14 protein-coding genes are annotated in these 16,169 nt (G+C 70.7%); 2 read left to right on the top strand and 12 right to left on the bottom strand.

Translation table 11 applies throughout. The features are described 5' to 3' along the window. Positions 1-167 precede the first annotated feature (167 nt). A complete protein-coding gene (gene deoC / locus GEV26_RS03350) occupies positions 168-887 on the bottom strand; it encodes a deoxyribose-phosphate aldolase (protein WP_153651751.1) in 720 nt (239 codons plus the stop codon). A gap of 36 nt (positions 888-923) precedes the next feature. Here deoC and GEV26_RS03345 point away from each other — a divergent pair, with 36 nt between their 5' ends. After that, the gene (locus tag GEV26_RS03345; RefSeq protein ID WP_153651750.1) at positions 924-1,502 is read left to right on the top strand and encodes a uridine kinase family protein; all 579 of its coding nucleotides are present in this window, start codon (positions 924-926) and stop codon (positions 1,500-1,502) included. A 258-nt stretch (positions 1,503-1,760) separates the two neighbouring features. Beyond that, positions 1,761-4,031 carry an endopeptidase La gene (gene lon / locus GEV26_RS03340; protein WP_153654943.1) on the top strand — a complete coding sequence of 757 codons (2,271 nt, stop codon included), beginning with the start codon at positions 1,761-1,763 and terminating at the stop codon, positions 4,029-4,031. A gap of 223 nt (positions 4,032-4,254) precedes the next feature. Here the strand turns inward: lon and cofC are convergent, their stop codons facing one another. The 11 genes from cofC to GEV26_RS03285 all read right to left on the bottom strand — a co-directional run bounded on the left by cofC (position 4,255) and on the right by GEV26_RS03285 (position 16,166). Further along, positions 4,255-4,926, bottom strand: a complete 672-nt coding sequence (gene cofC, locus GEV26_RS03335; RefSeq protein WP_153651749.1) for a 2-phospho-L-lactate guanylyltransferase — start codon at positions 4,924-4,926, stop codon at positions 4,255-4,257. Next, the gene (locus GEV26_RS03330; protein ID WP_153651748.1) at positions 4,923-7,451 is read right to left on the bottom strand and encodes a bifunctional FO biosynthesis protein CofGH; all 2,529 of its coding nucleotides are present in this window, start codon (positions 7,449-7,451) and stop codon (positions 4,923-4,925) included. The genes cofC and GEV26_RS03330 overlap by 4 nt, the downstream gene beginning before the upstream one ends. A 4-nt stretch (positions 7,452-7,455) precedes the next feature. Further along, on the bottom strand, positions 7,456-8,124 hold the full coding sequence (gene npdG / locus GEV26_RS03325) for an NADPH-dependent F420 reductase (RefSeq protein ID WP_153651747.1): 669 nt from the start codon (positions 8,122-8,124) through the stop codon (positions 7,456-7,458). Between the two features lie 211 nt (positions 8,125-8,335). Further along, a complete protein-coding gene (locus GEV26_RS03320) occupies positions 8,336-9,337 on the bottom strand; it encodes a TIGR03557 family F420-dependent LLM class oxidoreductase (RefSeq protein ID WP_153651746.1) in 1,002 nt (333 codons plus the stop codon). Between the two features lie 75 nt (positions 9,338-9,412). Then, a complete protein-coding gene (locus tag GEV26_RS03315; protein WP_153651745.1) occupies positions 9,413-10,180 on the bottom strand; it encodes an SDR family oxidoreductase in 768 nt (255 codons plus the stop codon). Positions 10,181-10,217: 37 nt separating this feature from the next. After that, positions 10,218-11,366: a thiolase family protein gene (locus GEV26_RS03310; protein ID WP_153651744.1), complete on the bottom strand. Its 1,149-nt coding sequence runs from the start codon at positions 11,364-11,366 to the stop codon at positions 10,218-10,220. A 341-nt stretch (positions 11,367-11,707) separates the two neighbouring features. Then, positions 11,708-12,790, bottom strand: a complete 1,083-nt coding sequence (locus GEV26_RS03305) for an adenosine deaminase (protein ID WP_153651743.1) — start codon at positions 12,788-12,790, stop codon at positions 11,708-11,710. Positions 12,791-12,802: 12 nt separating this feature from the next. After that, positions 12,803-13,258, bottom strand: coding sequence for a MaoC family dehydratase (locus GEV26_RS03300; protein WP_153651742.1), 456 nt, complete (start codon positions 13,256-13,258; stop codon positions 12,803-12,805). 9 nt (positions 13,259-13,267) lie between these two features. Further along, complete coding sequence (locus tag GEV26_RS03295) at positions 13,268-14,572, bottom strand: thymidine phosphorylase (protein WP_153651741.1); 1,305 nt, start codon at positions 14,570-14,572, stop codon at positions 13,268-13,270. After that, positions 14,569-15,756, bottom strand: coding sequence for a cytochrome P450 (locus GEV26_RS03290; RefSeq protein WP_153651740.1), 1,188 nt, complete (start codon positions 15,754-15,756; stop codon positions 14,569-14,571). The genes GEV26_RS03295 and GEV26_RS03290 overlap by 4 nt, the downstream gene beginning before the upstream one ends. After that, complete coding sequence (locus GEV26_RS03285; protein WP_153910881.1) at positions 15,753-16,166, bottom strand: cytidine deaminase; 414 nt, start codon at positions 16,164-16,166, stop codon at positions 15,753-15,755. Before GEV26_RS03285 ends, GEV26_RS03290 begins: the two co-directional genes overlap by 4 nt. Positions 16,167-16,169 lie beyond the last annotated feature (3 nt).

Raw genomic sequence — 16,169 nt, 5'->3', positions numbered from 1 at the left:
ATCGGTGAGGAGGACGCACGTGGTCCATCCCCCCGATGAGATGCCCCTGAGAGAGCTCTCAGGATGTCTTCAGCAAGGACATCCCGGTCCGCCTGCGAAGTCAACGAGTTTGACCAAGACGGCACATGTCGAAACGGTGAAGTTGTGCTGCCCGGCCGCAGTCTCGATCAGTAGGAGGACTCGTCGGTCGAGCCGCTGGTCGTCCCGCCCGCCTCGCGCGCGGCGGCGTCGTCGAGGATCGTGGCCGTCGCGCTCGTCCCGAACCGCGTCACGCCGAGGTCGCGCATCTCCAGCAGGGTGTCGAGACCGCGGACACCGCCGGAGGCCTTGACCTGCACCGCATCGCTGACCGTGGCGCGCATGAGCCGGAGGTGCTCGATCGTGGCTCCTCCGCCCGCGAATCCGGTCGACGTCTTGACGAACGCCGCTCCGGCCCGCTCCGCCGCCTGGCAGCCCGCCACGATCTCGTCGTCGCTGAGGAGCGCGGTCTCGAGGATGACCTTGACGACGTGCTCCCCCGCTGCGGTCACGACCGCGCGGATGTCGTCCTCGACGTCGTCGACGAGCCCGCTGCGCAGGCGTCCGATGTTGAGCACCATGTCGAGCTCGGCGGCCCCGTTGTCGAGCGCCTCGGTGGCCTCGGCGACCTTGGTCTGCGTCGTGGTGGTGCCGTGCGGGAAGCCGATCACCGCGCACACCGCGACGCCCGAGCCCTCGAGCACCCGGTACGCGTACGAGACGTCGCTCGGGCGTACGCACGCGCTGAAGACGCCGTAGCGAGCGACGAGGGCCAGCTGCTCGTCGACCTCCGCGCGCGTGAGCTCGGGCTTGAGGATGGCGTGGTCGATGGTCGCGGCGATCTCGGCGGCGGTGACGGGTGAGGACATGAGTCCATCCTAGGAGCGGCCGACTAGGCTCGTGCGGTGGCAGCATCCTCCGGAGTCGTGATCGTGGCAGGACCATCGGGCTCGGGAAAGTCCCACCTCGCGGCGCGGCTCGGGTGGCCGGTGCTGCGACTCGATGACTTCTACCGCGACGCCGACGCGCCCCACATGCCCCGGTCGACCCTCGGCATCGTCGACTGGGACCACCCCGACTCGTGGGACGCCGTCACGGCGGTCGGCACGATCGCCGAGCTCTGCGCGTCCGGCACGGCCGAGGTGCCGGTCTACGACATCGCCGCGAGCCGGCGGACGGGCACGCAGACCCTGCACGTGCCGGACGGCCAGTTCATCGCGGAGGGCCTGTTCGCCCCGATCATCGTCGACGCGTGCCGGGAGGCCGGTCTGCTCCGGGCCGCGATCTGCCTGCGCCGCCCGGCCCCCGTCACGTTCGCGCTGCGGCTGTCGCGCGATCTGCGCGAGGGGCGCAAGTCCCCGAGCGTCCTGGTGCGCCGCGGCTGGCGACTCCTGCAGGACGAGCCTCGCATCGTCGCCGAAGCCGTCGCCCACGGCTGCGACCCCATGACCCCCCGCAACGCCCGCCGCCTCCTCGCCGGGTGACGGTTTCCCACGGGACCGTGGGGTTTGTGCACTTCCCTCGCGTTTCAACACAAGGGGAGTGAGCAATTCCCACGGTCCCGTGGGAAACCGACCACCCGCGGAAGCCGGCGTCAGCCCTGAGCGAACGGGAGGCGGTCTCCGGAACAACCGGTCCGGAGCTGTGGTTGAGCCCATCAGACTCAACTCTCAGGAGACATCGTGAGCACATTGCAGCAGTTCCCCGTCCTCGCCCTCGAGGACGTCGTCGTCCTCCCCGGCATGGTCGTCCCGATCGAGCTCGACGACGCGGCCCGGGCAGCCGTGGACGCCGCCCGCACCAGCAACGACGACCGACTCCTCGTGGCCCCGCGCCTCGAGGACCGCTACGCCACCCACGGCGTCATCGCCACGATCCAGCAGGTCGGTCGCCTCCCCGGCGGCGGACCCGGCGCGGTGCTGCGCGCCGAGCAGCGCGCCCACATCCAGGGCGGCGTCACCGGTCCCGGCGCGGCCCTCTGGGTCGAGGCCGAGCCCATCTCGGACGCCGAGCCGACCGACGCCGTCCGCGATCTCGCGCAGGACTACAAGAGCCTGCTCGTCACGATCCTGCAGAAGCGCAACGCCTGGCAGGTCATCGACTCGGTGCAGCGCCTCACCGACCCCGGCGAGCTCGCTGACACCGCGGGCTACGCGTCGTACCTCGAGCTGGAGCAGAAGCGCCAGCTGCTCGAGACCGAGGACGTCTCGGAGCGCCTGGCCGCGCTGATCGGGTGGTCGCGCGAGTACCTGGCCGAGACCGAGGTCAACGAGAAGATATCCGAGTCCGTCCAGGAGAGCATCGACAAGAACCAGCGCGAGTTCGTCCTGCGCCAGCAGCTCGCCGCGATCCGCAAGGAGCTCGGCGACGACGAGCCCGAGGACACCAAGGACTACCGCGAGCGCGTCGAGGAGGCCGACCTCCCCGAGGACGTCCGCAAGGCCGCCCTGCGCGAGGTCGGCAAGCTCGAGCGCGGCAGCGACCAGAACCCCGAGTCCGGCTACATCCGCACGTGGCTCGACACCGTCCTCGAGATCCCGTGGAACGTGAAGACCGACGACAGCACCGACATCGCGGCCGCCCGCGCGGTGCTGGACGCCGATCACCACGGGCTGGACGACGTCAAGGACCGCATCGTGGAGTACCTCGCGGTGCGTGCACGTCGCAAGGACCGCGGGCTCGAGGTCGTCGGCGGACGCGGCTCCGGCGCGGTCATGGCGCTCGTCGGCCCTCCCGGCGTCGGCAAGACGTCGCTCGGCGAGAGCGTCGCGCGCGCCCTCGGCCGCAACTTCGTCCGGGTCGCCCTCGGTGGTGTCCGTGACGAGGCCGAGATCCGCGGCCACCGGCGTACGTACGTCGGTGCGCTCCCGGGGCGCCTGGTCCGCGCGATCGGCGAAGCGGGCTCGATGAACCCGGTCGTCCTGCTCGACGAGATCGACAAGGTCGGCGCCGACTACCGGGGCGATCCCGCGGCGGCGCTGCTCGAGGTGCTCGACCCGGCGCAGAACCACACGTTCCGCGACCACTACCTCGATCTCGATCTCGACCTGTCGGACGTGCTGTTCCTCGCGACCGCCAACGTCATCGAGCAGATCCCTCAGCCGCTGCTCGATCGCATGGAGCTGGTCCAGCTCGACGGCTACACCGAGGACGACAAGGTCCAGATCGCCCGTCGCTACCTGGCCCCGCGCCAGCTCGAGCGGGCCGCGCTGACCGACGACGAGGTGACGATCACCGACGGCGCGCTGCGCGAGATCGCGGCGTCGTACACCCGTGAGGCGGGCGTGCGTCAGATGGAGCGGCTGCTCGCGAAGGTGTTCCGCAAGGTCGCCACCAGGCTCACGGATCCCGCGGCGGACAAGCCGGTCGTGGTCGACGAGCGGACCCTCGTCGACTTCATCGGGCGGCCGCGGTTCGTCCCCGAGGTGGCCGAGCGCACGGCGGTGCCGGGGGTCTCGACGGGGCTCGCGGTGACCGGGCTCGGCGGCGACGTGCTCTTCATCGAGGCCAGCGCGTACGACGGCGAGCGCAACCTCGCGATCACCGGACAGCTCGGCGACGTCATGAAGGAGTCCGCGCACATCGCGCTGACGTACGTCAGGTCGCACGCCGACGCGCTCGGCATCGACCCGGCCACCCTCGAGCGGTCGATCCACCTGCACGTGCCGGCCGGCGCGGTGCCCAAGGACGGCCCGTCCGCGGGCGTCACGATGGTGACGGCGCTGACGTCGCTCGCCCTGGGTCGCAACGTACGCGCCGACGTGGGCATGACCGGCGAGGTGACGCTCAACGGACGCGTCCTGCCGATCGGCGGCGTCAAGCAGAAGCTCATGGCTGCGCAACGAGCCGGGCTGAAGACCGTCTTCATCCCGGCCCGCAACGAGGTCGACCTGGTCGACGTGCCCGAGGAAGTGCTCGCCGAGCTCGACGTCCGACCGGTCGCCGACGTCGCGGAGATCCTCGCGTACGCCCTGGAGCCGGCGGTGGAGGCGGTCACGGTCAGCGCCGCCTAGCCGTAGCCGCTCACCCCGTCCGCCAGCCCGCCGACGAGTCACGCACGACAAGCGACGAGTCACGTACGGCAAGCGAGGAGTCACCTACGGATCCGTAGGTGACTCCTCGGTGTCCGTACGCGACTCGTCGGCGTCCGTACGCGACTCGTCAGCGGCCGTACGCGACTCGTCAGCGGCCGTACGCGACTCGTCAGCGGCCATACGCGACTCGCCGGCGGCCGGGTCAGCCCGAGGCCACCCGCAGGCGGCGGCCGTCGCTCGTGACGCGGGTCATCTGGGCGAGGGCCGCCGTCGTGTGCGGCCCGACCCCCAGGTGACGCGCCTGCGCCAGGTCTGCCGCGGTGTCGACGTCGCGTCGGCAGCGCGGGTCGACGTCGGGTGTGGGCCGAAAGCCCGCGTCCGAGTGCAGCAGGGCCGACCGATGACCGTACGACGGCGTCATCAGCGCAGGCCGGGCGACAGCCAGCAGCGTGGTGCCCATCCCGGAGGCGTCGGGGACGAACGACCGCTCCTGCGCGGCGAGCAGCTCCAAGGCGTCATCGAGGAGCTGGGCGGTCAGCGCGGGCAGGTCTCCCGGCACGACGACGAACGGCGCAGCGGGGGCGTGCACCTGCGCCCACTGCCGTCCCGCGTCGATCGCGCGGTTGAGCAGCCCGCGGGCCAGCATCGGACGATCCACGATGACGTGGGCGCCGGCACGGCGGGCGATCGTGCCGAGCTGGGTCTCGGCCGTCACGACCACCACCCGATCCACGTGCTCCGCGGCCAGCACGACGTCCAGGACGTCGAGGGAGAACGCGCGGGCCAGCTGCATGCGCTCCTCGCCGGGCAGGTCCAGCCGGCTCTTGGCCAGGCCCCACGGCTTGACCGGCACGACCGCGGTCCACCCCGTCATGACGCAGCCCTCTGGGAGTGGTCCACGTGACCGTACGTCGTGGTGCGCTGACGCGCCGGGCGTCCCGCCGCGTGAGCCATCGCCTCGAGCTCGGCGCGTTCCTTGCGCGAGCCGTTGGTCGAGCCGGCCATCCGGCTGATGGTCTCCTCCATCAGCGTGCCGCCGAGATCGTTGACGCCCCCGCGCAGGACCTGGGTGACCTGCTCGGGCCCGAGCTTGACCCACGAGGTCTGGATGTTCGGGACGAGCCCGTGCAGCATGATGCGCGCGACCGCGTGGACGGCCCGGTTGTCGCGGACGCTGGGCCCGGGACGGGCGACCCCGGCCAAGTAGATCGGGCTCGACTGGTGCACGAACGGCAGGGGCACGAACTCGGTGAACCCGCCGGTCTCCCGCTGGATGCCGGCCAGCACCTGCAGGTGCTTGACCCAGTGCCCGGGGTGGTCGACGTGGCCGTACATCATCGTGGCCGTCGTCGGCAGCCCCACGCGGTGCGCGGTCGAGACGACCTCGATCCACTGCGCGGTCGGCAGCTTGCCCTTGGTGAGCACCCACCGGACGTCGTCGTCGAGGATCTCGGCCGCCGTACCGGGCAGCGAGTCGACACCGGCCTCCTTCGCGGCGGTCAGGAACTCCGCGATCGACAGCCCGGTGCGGGCCACGCCGTTCATGACCTCCATGGGGCTGTACGCGTGCACGTGCAGCGACGGCTCGGCCCTCTTGACCGCCGCCGCGATGTCGAAGTACGCCGTCCCGGGCATCTCCGGATCGATGCCACCTTGCATGCAGACCTCGGTGGCCCCGACGCTCACGGCGATGCGCGCGCGGGTCGCGATCTCGTCCAGCGACAGCGTGTACGCGTCGGCGTCCGTCTTGCGCTGCGCGAACGCGCAGAACCGGCACCCGGTGTAACAGATGTTGGTGAAGTTGATGTTGCGGTTGATCACGTACGTGACCTCGTCCCCCACCGCGTCGCGGCGCAGCTGGTCGGCCAGGGCCGCCACCGCCTCCAGGGCAGGCCCCTCCTCCGCGGTCATCAACGTGGTCGCGTGCGCGGTCGACAGGCCGGCGGGATCGGACTCCGCCGCCCGCAGGGCCGCGTGGACGTCCGAGGACAGCCGCTCGGGCTGTCGATCGGCGGCGACCCTCTCGCGCAGCACTCCCCAGTCGCCGTAGACGTCCTCGAAGTCGCTGCGCCGGTCGCTCGTGCGGCCCTCGGTGTCGACCGCCGTGTGCAGGTCCGCTCGTCCCGTCGTGACGTCGAATCCCCCGTCGGGCTCCTGCCAGGGCAGACCGGTGGGCAGCACGTCCGCCTGCGCGAGACCGTCGGGTCCGCGCAGCGCCTCCACGTGGCCTAACAGCCGCGGGTCCAGCCACGGCACGTCCAGGAACTGCGGGTGCGCCGTGAGGCGTTCCCGCAGCTCGAAGCCGGCCTCGGCGCTCAGCGCCACGAGCTGGTCGATCTGGGGCCAGGGACGCTCGGGGTTCACGTGATCGGGGGTCAGCGGGCTGATGCCGCCGAAGTCGTCGACGCCCGCGTCGAGCAGTGCGCGGCACTCGGCGAGGTCGACGAGGTTGGGCGGGGCCTGGATCCGCATCCCGGGGCCGAGCACCACACGGGACGTCGCGATGGCGGCCAGGTACTCCTCGAGCCCGAGGTCGTCGTCGTGACGCATCGCCGTGTCGGGCTTGGCCCGGAAGTTCTGGATGATGACTTCCTGGATGTTGCCGTACTGCCTCGCGATCCGTCGCAGCTCGAAGATGCTGTCGGCCCGTTCGGCCAGGTCCTCACCGATGCCGATCAGCAGGCCCGTCGTGAACGGGACGTTGAGCCGGCCGGCGTCCTCGAGCACCTGCAGACGTACTGCCGGGTCCTTGTCCGGGGACTTGTAGTGCGCCGCGCCCTTGGTCTCGAACAGGCGACGGCTGGTGGTCTCGAGCATCATGCCCATCGACGGGGCGACCGCCTTCAGCCGCGACATCTCGGTCCACGACATGACGCCGGGGTTCAGGTGCGGCAGCAGCCCGGTCTCCTCCAGCACCCGGATGCTCATCGCTCGCACGTACTCCAGCGTCGAGTCGTAGCCTGCCTCCTCGAGCCACTGCTTCGCCTCGGGCCAGCGGTCCTCGGGCCGGTCCCCCAGCGTGAACAGCGCCTCCTTGCAGCCCATCTCCGCACCCTGGCGGGCGATGGCCAGGATCTCGTCGGGCGACAGGAACGGCGCCTCGAGCTTGCCCGGGACCGTCACGAACGTGCAGTAGTGGCACCTGTCGCGGCACAGGCGGGTCAGCGGGATGAAGACCTTCTTGGAGTACGTGACGACCCCCGGACGTCCTGCCGCCCCCAGACCTGCGTCCCGTACGCGCCGGGCGACCGTCATGAGACGCTCGAGGTGCTCGCCCCGTGCGCACAGCAGGGCCTGGGTCTCGGCGAGGTCGAGCGACTTGCCCGCCTCCGCCCGTACGACGGCACGGGCGACCTGTCGCTCGTTGGGTGGCACGACCGGGGTCGGCAGGACAGTCACGGGATCAGCCTTCCTGCACTCCGGTGATGGCCACGCCCGAACGGGTCTTGTACCGCTTGTTCATGCTGATCAGCACGGCAGTCAGCGGCTCGAGCTGGCGAGCCAGCCGGAGCCTGCCCGCATCGATGCCGCGCTTGCCGGTCACGGCGGCGGCGAGGTCCTGCACGACGGACTTGGCCTCGTCGTCGTCGCCGCACACCAGGACGTCCTCGTGGGTGAGGGCGTCCGGGGTCTTCCACAAGGACAGCGCTGCGACGTGGTGGAACGCGCCGACCACGCGCGCCTGGGGCACGAGTCGCTGCGTCTCCTGCGCCGCCGACTCCTCCAGGACCAGCCCGTAGGGGCCGTCGGCGTCGAAGCCGAGGGGGTTGACGCAGCTGATGACGATCTTGTCGGCGAGCTGCCCGGCCAGGGACGACACGAGGTCCGCGTGCCCGTCCCACGGCACGGCCAGCAGCACGATGTCGGCCGCTCCCACCGCATCGGCATTGGTGGCTCCGGACACCGGCTCGGCCTCGAGCTTCGCGTTGATCTCGTCGGCCTTCTCCTGCGCGCGGCCGGCGTCACGGGAGCCGAGGATCACCGGGTGCCCGGCCAGGGCGAATCGGTAGGCGAGCCCGCGACCCTGCGGTCCGGTTCCGCCGACGACGGCGATCGTGTGGATCTGGTTCATGTCTGGTTTCCTCCGGTGGAGTGAACGGCACTGGGACACGCACAACGCGTGCGCGGCGAACATGCGGCCCGTACAGCTACGAGCACCAGATCAGACGCCTCATGAGGAGGCGGGACTCGGACCAAGGTGTGTCCGGTGGATCCTCTGCCTGGCACTATACGCACGCTGGGGGCCACTGTGCAGCAATCGGGACGACGGCGGTCGACGCGGTTCAGCGGACGGCCGGCAGGACGCACCGGCCGAACGTCTCGATGAAGTCCCGCTGCTCGCGCCCGACGTTGTGCAGGTAGATCCGATCGAAGCCGATGTCGGCGAACTGCTGGATCCTTCGTCGGTGCGCGTCGAGATCGCTGCTGATCAGCATGCGGTCGTCGAAGCCGTCCGGCCCGACCTGCCGGGCGATCTGCTCGAAGACCTGCGGGCTGCGGATGTCGCCCTTGGGGAACCTCATCGCCCCGAGCGGCCACTGCTCGATGGCGTTGGCCATCGCCTGCTCGTCGCTCGGAGCCCAGCTCAGGTTGAGGTGCAGCACCCTCAGCATCGTGCCGGGATCGCGGTCCGCCTCGTCGACGCCCCGGTCGAAGCGCTCCAGCAGCGTGGCCGCGCGGTCGTACGAGGTGCCGACCGTGACGATGCCGTCCGCGACCTTGCCGGCACGACGAGCCGTGACCGGTCCTCCGGTCGCGACCAGCACGGGGGGCGCGACCGCGGGCATGGTCCACAGGCGGGCGGACTCCATGCGGTGGTACGTGCCGGTGAACCGGGTGTCGCGACCGGCGATCGATCCGCGGAAGAGCTTCTTGATCAGGTCGATGGCCTCGAACATCGAGTTGAGGCGGTCCGGTGCCTCGGGCCAGTAGCTCGCGGTGACGTGCTCGTTGAGCGCCTCGCCCGGACCGATGCCGACCCAGTGACGTCCCTCGTACATCGACGCGAGCGTCGCGGCGGCCTGGGCCAGCGTCGCCGGGTGGTAGCGATACCCCGGGACCGCCATGCCGGGACCGAAGTTGGTCGACGTCCGCTCCCCCACGGCCGCGAGGACGCTCCAGACGAACGGGCTCTGGCCCTGGCTGGGCAGCCACGGCTGGAAGTGGTCGGTGGCCAGGGTGCCGACGAATCCGTGCTGCTCGGCCATGGCGGCCAGGTCGACCGCGTCGCGCGGCGCGTACTTCTCGAGCGCGGCCGCGTACCCCACCTCGACTCGTGGGCTCATCCGTCACACCTTCTGTCGTCGCCGGCCGGCGACCTCATGCTAGCGAGGGCGGAACGGGCCGACGGGGTCATGCCGTCACCGCGGTGCCATGCGGATCGCGCCGTCGAGCCGGATCGTCTCTCCGTTGACGTAGGAGTTCTCGAGCAGGCTCAGCGCCATGTGGGCGTAGTCGTCGGCCTGGCCGAGGCGGCTGGGATGCGGGACGGTCTTCTCGAGCGCTTCGCGGATGTCGCCGCGCAGGCGCGCCAGCATCGGCGTGTCGAACACACCGGGGGCGATCGTGTTGACGCGGATCAGCCGGCTCGCGAGATCGCGGGCGGCGACCAGCGTCATGCCGTGCACGGCAGCCTTCGCGGCCGTGTACGACGTCTGGCCGATCTGTCCGTCGAAGGCCGCGACCGACGCGGTCAGCACCATCGCGCCACGCTCGCCGTCGACCGGCTCGGCCTGGGAGATGCGGGCAGCGCCCAGCCGCAGGACGTTGTACGTGCCGACCAGGTTGACCCGGATGACCTCCTCGAACGTGTCGAGGGAGCCCGGCTTGCCCTCACGGTCCAGGATGCGTACGCGGTCGCCGCCGCGTCCTGCGCAGTGGACGACCGAGCGGATCTGGCCGTACGTCTCGTGGGCGACGTCGAGCGCGGCCTCGACCGACGCCTCGTCGGCGATGTCGGTCTGGACGTACGTGACACCGTCGCCGAGCTCGGCGGCGTCGGCGTCCGAGGGAGCGTTCAGGTCGGCGATCGTGACCTTCGCCCCCGCGGCGCGCAAGCGGCGCACCGTGGCGAGACCGAGTCCGGACGAGCCGCCCGTGACGAACGCAGCTGTGGAGTCGAGCTTCATGGGTTCTCCTGTGGTCGAGGGGGTGCGGGGGTGGAGGTCAGGGCTCGAGCAGCTCGAGGATCGTGGCATTGGCCATTCCGCCGGCCTCGCACATCGTCTGCAGGCCGTACCGCAGGCCGTTGTCGCGCATGTGGTTCAGCATCCGGGTCATGAGGATTGCGCCGGACGCGCCGAGCGGGTGCCCGACCCCGATCGCCCCTCCCAGCGGGTTGACCTTCGCGTGATCGGCACCTGTCTCGATCTCCCACGCGATCGGCACGCTGGCGAAGGCCTCGTTGACCTCGAACACACCGATGTCGTCGATCGTCAGGCCCGCGCGCTTCAGCACCTTGGCGGTCGCCGGGATGGGCGCCGTCAGCATGGTCACCGGGTCGTCGCCCACGACCGAGCCGGAGTGGAAGCGGGCGATCGGCTTCCAGCCGAGCTGCGCTGCCCGCTCACTCGTGGTGATGAGCAGCGCACCGGACCCGTCCGAGATCTGCGAGCTGTTGCCGGCTGAGATGACGCCGTCCTCCATGAAGGGGGTCTTCAGCGTCCCGAGCTTCTCGACCGTGCTGCCGGGCCGGACTCCCTCGTCGGCCGTGAGCTCCCCGTCCGGTCCCACGACCGTCGCGAGCTGGGTGGAGAACGCGCCTGCGGCCTGGGCGGCGATCGAGCGCTCGTGCGACTCCACGGCGAACTCGTCGAGCCGCTGGCGGCTCAGGTTCCATCGACGGGCGATGTCCTCGGCGCCCAATCCCTGGTTGAAGCTCTCGCGCCCGTAGCGCTTCTTGACCTTCGGGCCGAACGGCTCACCCATCGCGCGCGCCGAGCCGATCGGCACCCGGCTCATCGACTCGACGCCCCCGGCGATGACGATGTCGTTGATCCCGGACATGACCGCGCCGGCAGCGAAGTGGACAGCCTGCTGGCTCGAGCCGCAGGCCCGGTCGATCGTGACACCGGGGATGACCTCGGGCCAGCCGGCTGCGAGCACCGAGAGCCGGCCGACGTTCGTGGACTGGTCGGCGATCTGGTTCACGCAGCCCCAGATGACGTCGTCGACGAGACTCGGGTCGAGTCCGTTGCGCTCCGCGAGGGTGGTCAGCACGTGCGCCGACAGGTCGACCGGGTGGACGTTCTTCAGGGTGCCGTTGCGTCGCCCGATGGGGGTGCGCACGGCGTCGACGATGACTGCGTCTCGCATGATGAAGCTCCTCGTGTCGAAGGCGCGGAAGGGAACGGCCGATCAGCCGACCACACCGGCCGCCCAGCCGGAGCGCGACCGCTCCGTGGGCACGCTCACCTCGCCTGGGCAATTAAGATTGATTAGTTATCTGATTATAGGCACAAGTCGGCGCATCGGTCCCAGGTGTGGCCACACACGACGGCCGACGAGTCGCCTACGGACGCCGACGAGTCGCGCACGACAAGCGAGGAGTCACCTACGGATTCGTAGGTGACTCCTCGGCGTCCGTGCGCGACTCGTCGGCGTCCGTGCGTGACTCGTCGGCGGTCGTGCGTGACTCGTCGGCATCCGTGCGTGAGCTAGAGGGCGGCGTAGCCGGGCTTGATGACGTCGTTGATGAGGGCCAGGCGCTGGTCGAAGGGCAGGAAGGCGCTCTTCATCGCGTTGATCGTGAACCAGCGCAGATCGTCCACGGTGTAGCCGAACGCGTCGACGAGCAGCTCGAGCTCCCGCGACATCGACGTACCGCTCATGAGCCGGTTGTCGCAGTTGACCGTGACCCGGAACCCCAGGTCCTTGAGCTTGCCGATCGGGTGGTCGGCGATCGAGGTCATGCCGGGCACCGCGTGGGTCTGCAGATTGGACGACGGGCACATCTCGAGCGGGATGCGGCGGTCGCGGATGTACGCCGCGAGGTCGCCGAGCACGGGTCCGCCCGGGGCGTCCCAGTCGATGTCGTCGACGATCCGCACGCCGTGGCCGAGGCGCTCGGCGCCGCAGCGCTGGATCGCCTGCCAGATCGACGGCAGCCCGAACGCCTCCCCCGCGTGGATCGTGAAGTGGGCGTTCTCGCGGCGCAGGAACTCGAACGCCTCGAGGTGCAGGATCGGCGGGAAGCCGTCCTCGGCGCCCGCGATGTCGAAGCCCGCGACGCCGCGGCGACGGTACTCGACCGCGATCTCGGCGATCTCCAGACCGCGCTTGGCGTGCCGCATCGCGGTCAGCAGCTGGCCCACCACGATCGGGTGGCCCAGCTGCTCGGCCTCGGCCCGTCCGGCGTCGATGCCGGCCTGCACGGCCTCGACCGCCTCGCGCAGCGTCAGCCCGGCCGACTGGTGCTGCTCTGGGGCCCAGCGCAGCTCGGCATAGACGCAGCCGTCCGTGGCGAGGTCGACGACGGCCTCGCGGGCCACGCGGGCCAGGTCCTCGGGCCGCTGCATCACCGCGACCGTGTGGACGAACGTCTCCAGGTAGCGCGGGAGCGAGCCAGAGCTCGAGGCCTCCTCGAACCACGTGCCGAGGGCCACGGGTCCGTCGGCCGGGAGGTCGTGCCCGATCTCGGTGGCGATGTCGACGATGGTCGCGGGCCGCACGCCGCCGTCGAGGTGCTCGTGCAGTGCGACCTTGGGGGCCTTGGCGATCTGTTGGAAAGTTGCTCTCACAGGCTCATCGTGTCATGAGGCCATCAGCAGCGTGACGACCTCCGCGACGCACGCCGGCTTCTCGCTGCCCTTGATCTCGACGGTGTGCTGCAGCGTCGCGCGCTGTCCCTTGTCGATGTCCTCGACGCTCAGCAGCTCGACGCGGTCGCGCACCTTCGAGCCGACCGTCACGGGCGACACGAAGCGCACCTTGTTGAGGCCGTAGTTGACCCGCGCGACGTCCCCCGCGAACGCGAAGACCTGCGCGCCGAGGAACGGCAGCATCGACAACGTGAGATAGCCGTGGGCGACCGTCGCGCCGAACGGCCCGTCGGCCGCACGCTCGGGATCCACGTGGATCCACTGCCGGTCACCCGTCGCATCGGCGAACATGTCGATCCGGTCCTGCGTGATGGGGACCCACTCACTGACGCCGAGCTCCTGGCCGGCCGCAGCCGCGATCTCTTTGCTGTTGTTCAACATGCGCATCGTGCGAACCTATCCGATCCGGTCGATGACCACGGCAGACGCCTTGCCGCCCTCCGTACCTGCGCCATACAACCCGTCACCTATGTCATACACCCCGTCGAGCGCAGCCACCGCTCGATCGAACCGTTCGGGCGTGTCGGTGTGCAGCGTCAGCAGCGGCTGGCCCGCGGTGACGGCGTCACCCGGCTTGGCGTGCATCACGACGCCGGCGGCGGCCTGGACCTGCTCGCCGGGACGCGATCGACCGGCGCCGAGACGCCACGCGGCGACTCCCACGCCCATCGCGTCGAGACGGGTCAGCGTCCCGGACGTCGGCGCGGTGACGACGTGCGTCTCCTTCGCGACCGGCAGCGGCGCGTCGGGGTCGCCGCCCTGCGCGCGGATCATGCGCTTCCAGACGTCCATCGCGGCGCCCGAGGCCAGCACGTCAGCCGGATCGCGGTCGTCCTTGCCCGCTGCGGCGAGCATCTCGCGAGCGAGCGCGACCGTGAGCTCGACGACGTCGGCAGGTCCGCCGCCGGCCAGGACGTCGACCGCCTCGGCGACCTCGCACGCATTGCCGGCCGTCAGGCCGAGCGGCGTGGACATGTCGGTGAGCAGCGCGACCGTCGTGACCCCGGCGTCATTGCCCAGCGCGACCATGGTCTCGGCGAGCTCGCGGGCCTGGTCCACGTCCTTCATGAACGCACCGGAGCCCGCCTTCACGTCGAGCACCAACGATCCGGTGCCCTCCGCGATCTTCTTGCTCATGATCGAGCTCGCGATCAGCGGGATCGCCTCGACCGTGCCCGTGACGTCGCGCAGCGCGTAGAGCTTCTTGTCCGCCGGTGCGAGGCCCGCACCGGCGGCGCAGATCACCGCACCGATGTCCTCGAGCTGGGCCATCATCTCCTCGTTGGTGAGCGACGCACGCCACCCCGGGATGGCCTCGAGCTTGTCGAGCGTGCCGCCCGTGTGGCCGAGGCCGCGACCCGACAGCTGCGGCACGGCGACGCCGCAGGCCGCGACGAGCGGGGCCAGCGGCAGCGTGATCTTGTCGCCCACGCCCCCGGTCGAGTGCTTGTCGGACGTCGTCCACGACAGCGACGAGAAGTCCATGCGCTCGCCGCTCGCGATCATCGCGTGCGTCCAGCGGGAGATCTCGCGACGATTCATGCCGTTGAGCAGGATCGCCATCGCGAGCGCGGACATCTGCTCGTCGGCGACGATGCCACGGGTGTACGCGTCGACGACCCAGTCGATCTGCGGATCGGTCAGCTCATGCCGGTCCCGCTTGGCAGCGATCACCTCGACCGCGTCGAACGACTCACTCATGAAGCCACCTCCACGTCGATGCGCTCGAATCCGCGCAGCACCCACGTCGGGCGGCGCGGCGCCTCGCCGACGAGCCGCAGCTGCGGGAAGCGCTCGAGCAGGGTCCTGATGCTGATCTGCAGCTCGAGGCGCGCCAGCGGAGCGCCCAGGCAGAAGTGCAGGCCCATGCCGAAGCCCACGTGCGGGTTCGGGTCGCGGCCCACGTCGAACGTGTCGGCGTCCGGGAACACCGCGGCGTCACGGTTGGCCGAGCCCATGAGGCAGGCGATCTTGTCGCCGGCCCGCACGAGCTGGCCGCTGACCTCGACGTCCGCGGTGGCGGTGCGCTCGAAGAGCTGCAGCGCGGCGTCGTAGCGGATGAGCTCCTCGAGGGCGGTCTCGACCGAGACCTCGCCGCTCGCGACGCGGGCCATCTGCTCGGGGTGCTGCAGCAGCGCGTGGAAGCCGTTGCCGAAGACGTTGACGGACGCCTCGTGGCCCGCGTTGAGCAGCAGGACGACGGACGCGACGAGCTCGTCGTCGCTGAGCTTGGTGCCCTCGTCGCGGGCCTCGATCAGGTCGGTGATGAGGTCCTCGCCGGGGGCGCTGCGACGCTGCTCGACGACCTCGCGGACGTAGTCCGAGAACGCCGTGCTGGCCTCGATCGCGGCCTGCTTGGTCGCCTCGTCGACGTGGGGCTCGTACATGTGCACGATCGCCTGGGACCAGTCGCGCAGGCGGGCGTGGTCCTCGCGCGGGACGCCCAGCATGTCGGCGATCACGTAGACGGGCATGGGCTCGGCGTAGTCGCCGAGGACGTCGAAGCTCTCGCCGAGCTCGGCGACCATGCTCCGGGCGAGGTCCTCGACGCGCGGACGCATCCGCTCGACGTGACCGCGGCCGAAAGCCGCCGCGACGAGCCGCCGCAGACGGGTGTGCGTCGGGGGCTCGTTCTCCATCATCTGGTTGCGGTGGAGGGCGTTGAACGGCTCCATCTCCGACGTGGGCTCCCAGTCGGTCCACAGCCGCCCGAACGCCCGGTTGCGCAGCACCTGGCTCACCGCGTCGTGGGTCGTCGCGAGCCACGCGCCCATCGGCTCGTGCCAGAGCACGGGGCCCTCCTGGCGCAGCGACGCCAGGACCGGGTAGGGATCGCGGACGAAGTCCGGCGAGCCGAGGTCGACCTGGACGGCTCCGGCGGTCACTGGATCCCCAGGTCGTCCGCGCCGAACGCGTCGGGCAGCACCTCGGCCATGGTCCGGACGCCCTTGGGCGTCATGAGCTGCATCGTGGGACCGCCGTTCTCCCACAGCAGCTGCCGGCAGCGCCCGCACGGCATGATGGCCGCCCCTGCCGCGTCGACGCACGCGACCGCGCGCAGACGTCCGCCGCCGGTCGAGTGCAGGGCCGAGACCATGCCGCACTCGGCGCACAGCGCGACGCCGTACGCGGCGTTCTCGACGTTGCAGCCGAGCACGACCCGGCCGTCGTCGACCAGCCCGGCCGCGCCGACCCGGTACTTGGAGTACGGCGCGTACGCCCGCCCCATGACCTCGGTCGCGTAGCGGGTCAGTGCCTCCCAGTCGACCGGATCGTCCGCTCCGGTGATTCCCAGCGC

Source organism: Aeromicrobium yanjiei (genome assembly GCF_009649075.1).
Lineage (GTDB): Bacteria > Actinomycetota > Actinomycetes > Propionibacteriales > Nocardioidaceae > Aeromicrobium > Aeromicrobium yanjiei.
Note: the sequence above shows the minus strand (reverse complement) of the source record. Positions and strands in the feature narration are given on the sequence as shown.

Bases quoted from the DNA above. Each gene is read 5' to 3' on its own strand.
- npdG (WP_153651747.1), bottom strand. From the start codon at position 8,124: ATGAACCAGATCCACACGATCGCCGTCGTCGGCGGAACCGGACCGCAG.
- GEV26_RS03310 (WP_153651744.1), bottom strand. From the start codon at position 11,366: ATGCGAGACGCAGTCATCGTCGACGCCGTGCGCACCCCCATCGGGCGA.
- lon (WP_153654943.1), top strand. From the start codon at position 1,761: ATGGTCGTCCCGATCGAGCTCGACGACGCGGCCCGGGCAGCCGTGGAC.
- GEV26_RS03315 (WP_153651745.1), bottom strand. From the start codon at position 10,180: ATGAAGCTCGACTCCACAGCTGCGTTCGTCACGGGCGGCTCGTCCGGA.
- cofC (WP_153651749.1), bottom strand. From the start codon at position 4,926: ATGACGGGGTGGACCGCGGTCGTGCCGGTCAAGCCGTGGGGCCTGGCC.
- GEV26_RS03295 (WP_153651741.1), bottom strand. From the start codon at position 14,572: ATGAGTGAGTCGTTCGACGCGGTCGAGGTGATCGCTGCCAAGCGGGAC.
- GEV26_RS03320 (WP_153651746.1), bottom strand. From the start codon at position 9,337: ATGAGCCCACGAGTCGAGGTGGGGTACGCGGCCGCGCTCGAGAAGTAC.
- GEV26_RS03300 (WP_153651742.1), bottom strand. From the start codon at position 13,258: ATGCGCATGTTGAACAACAGCAAAGAGATCGCGGCTGCGGCCGGCCAG.
- deoC (WP_153651751.1), bottom strand. From the start codon at position 887: ATGTCCTCACCCGTCACCGCCGCCGAGATCGCCGCGACCATCGACCAC.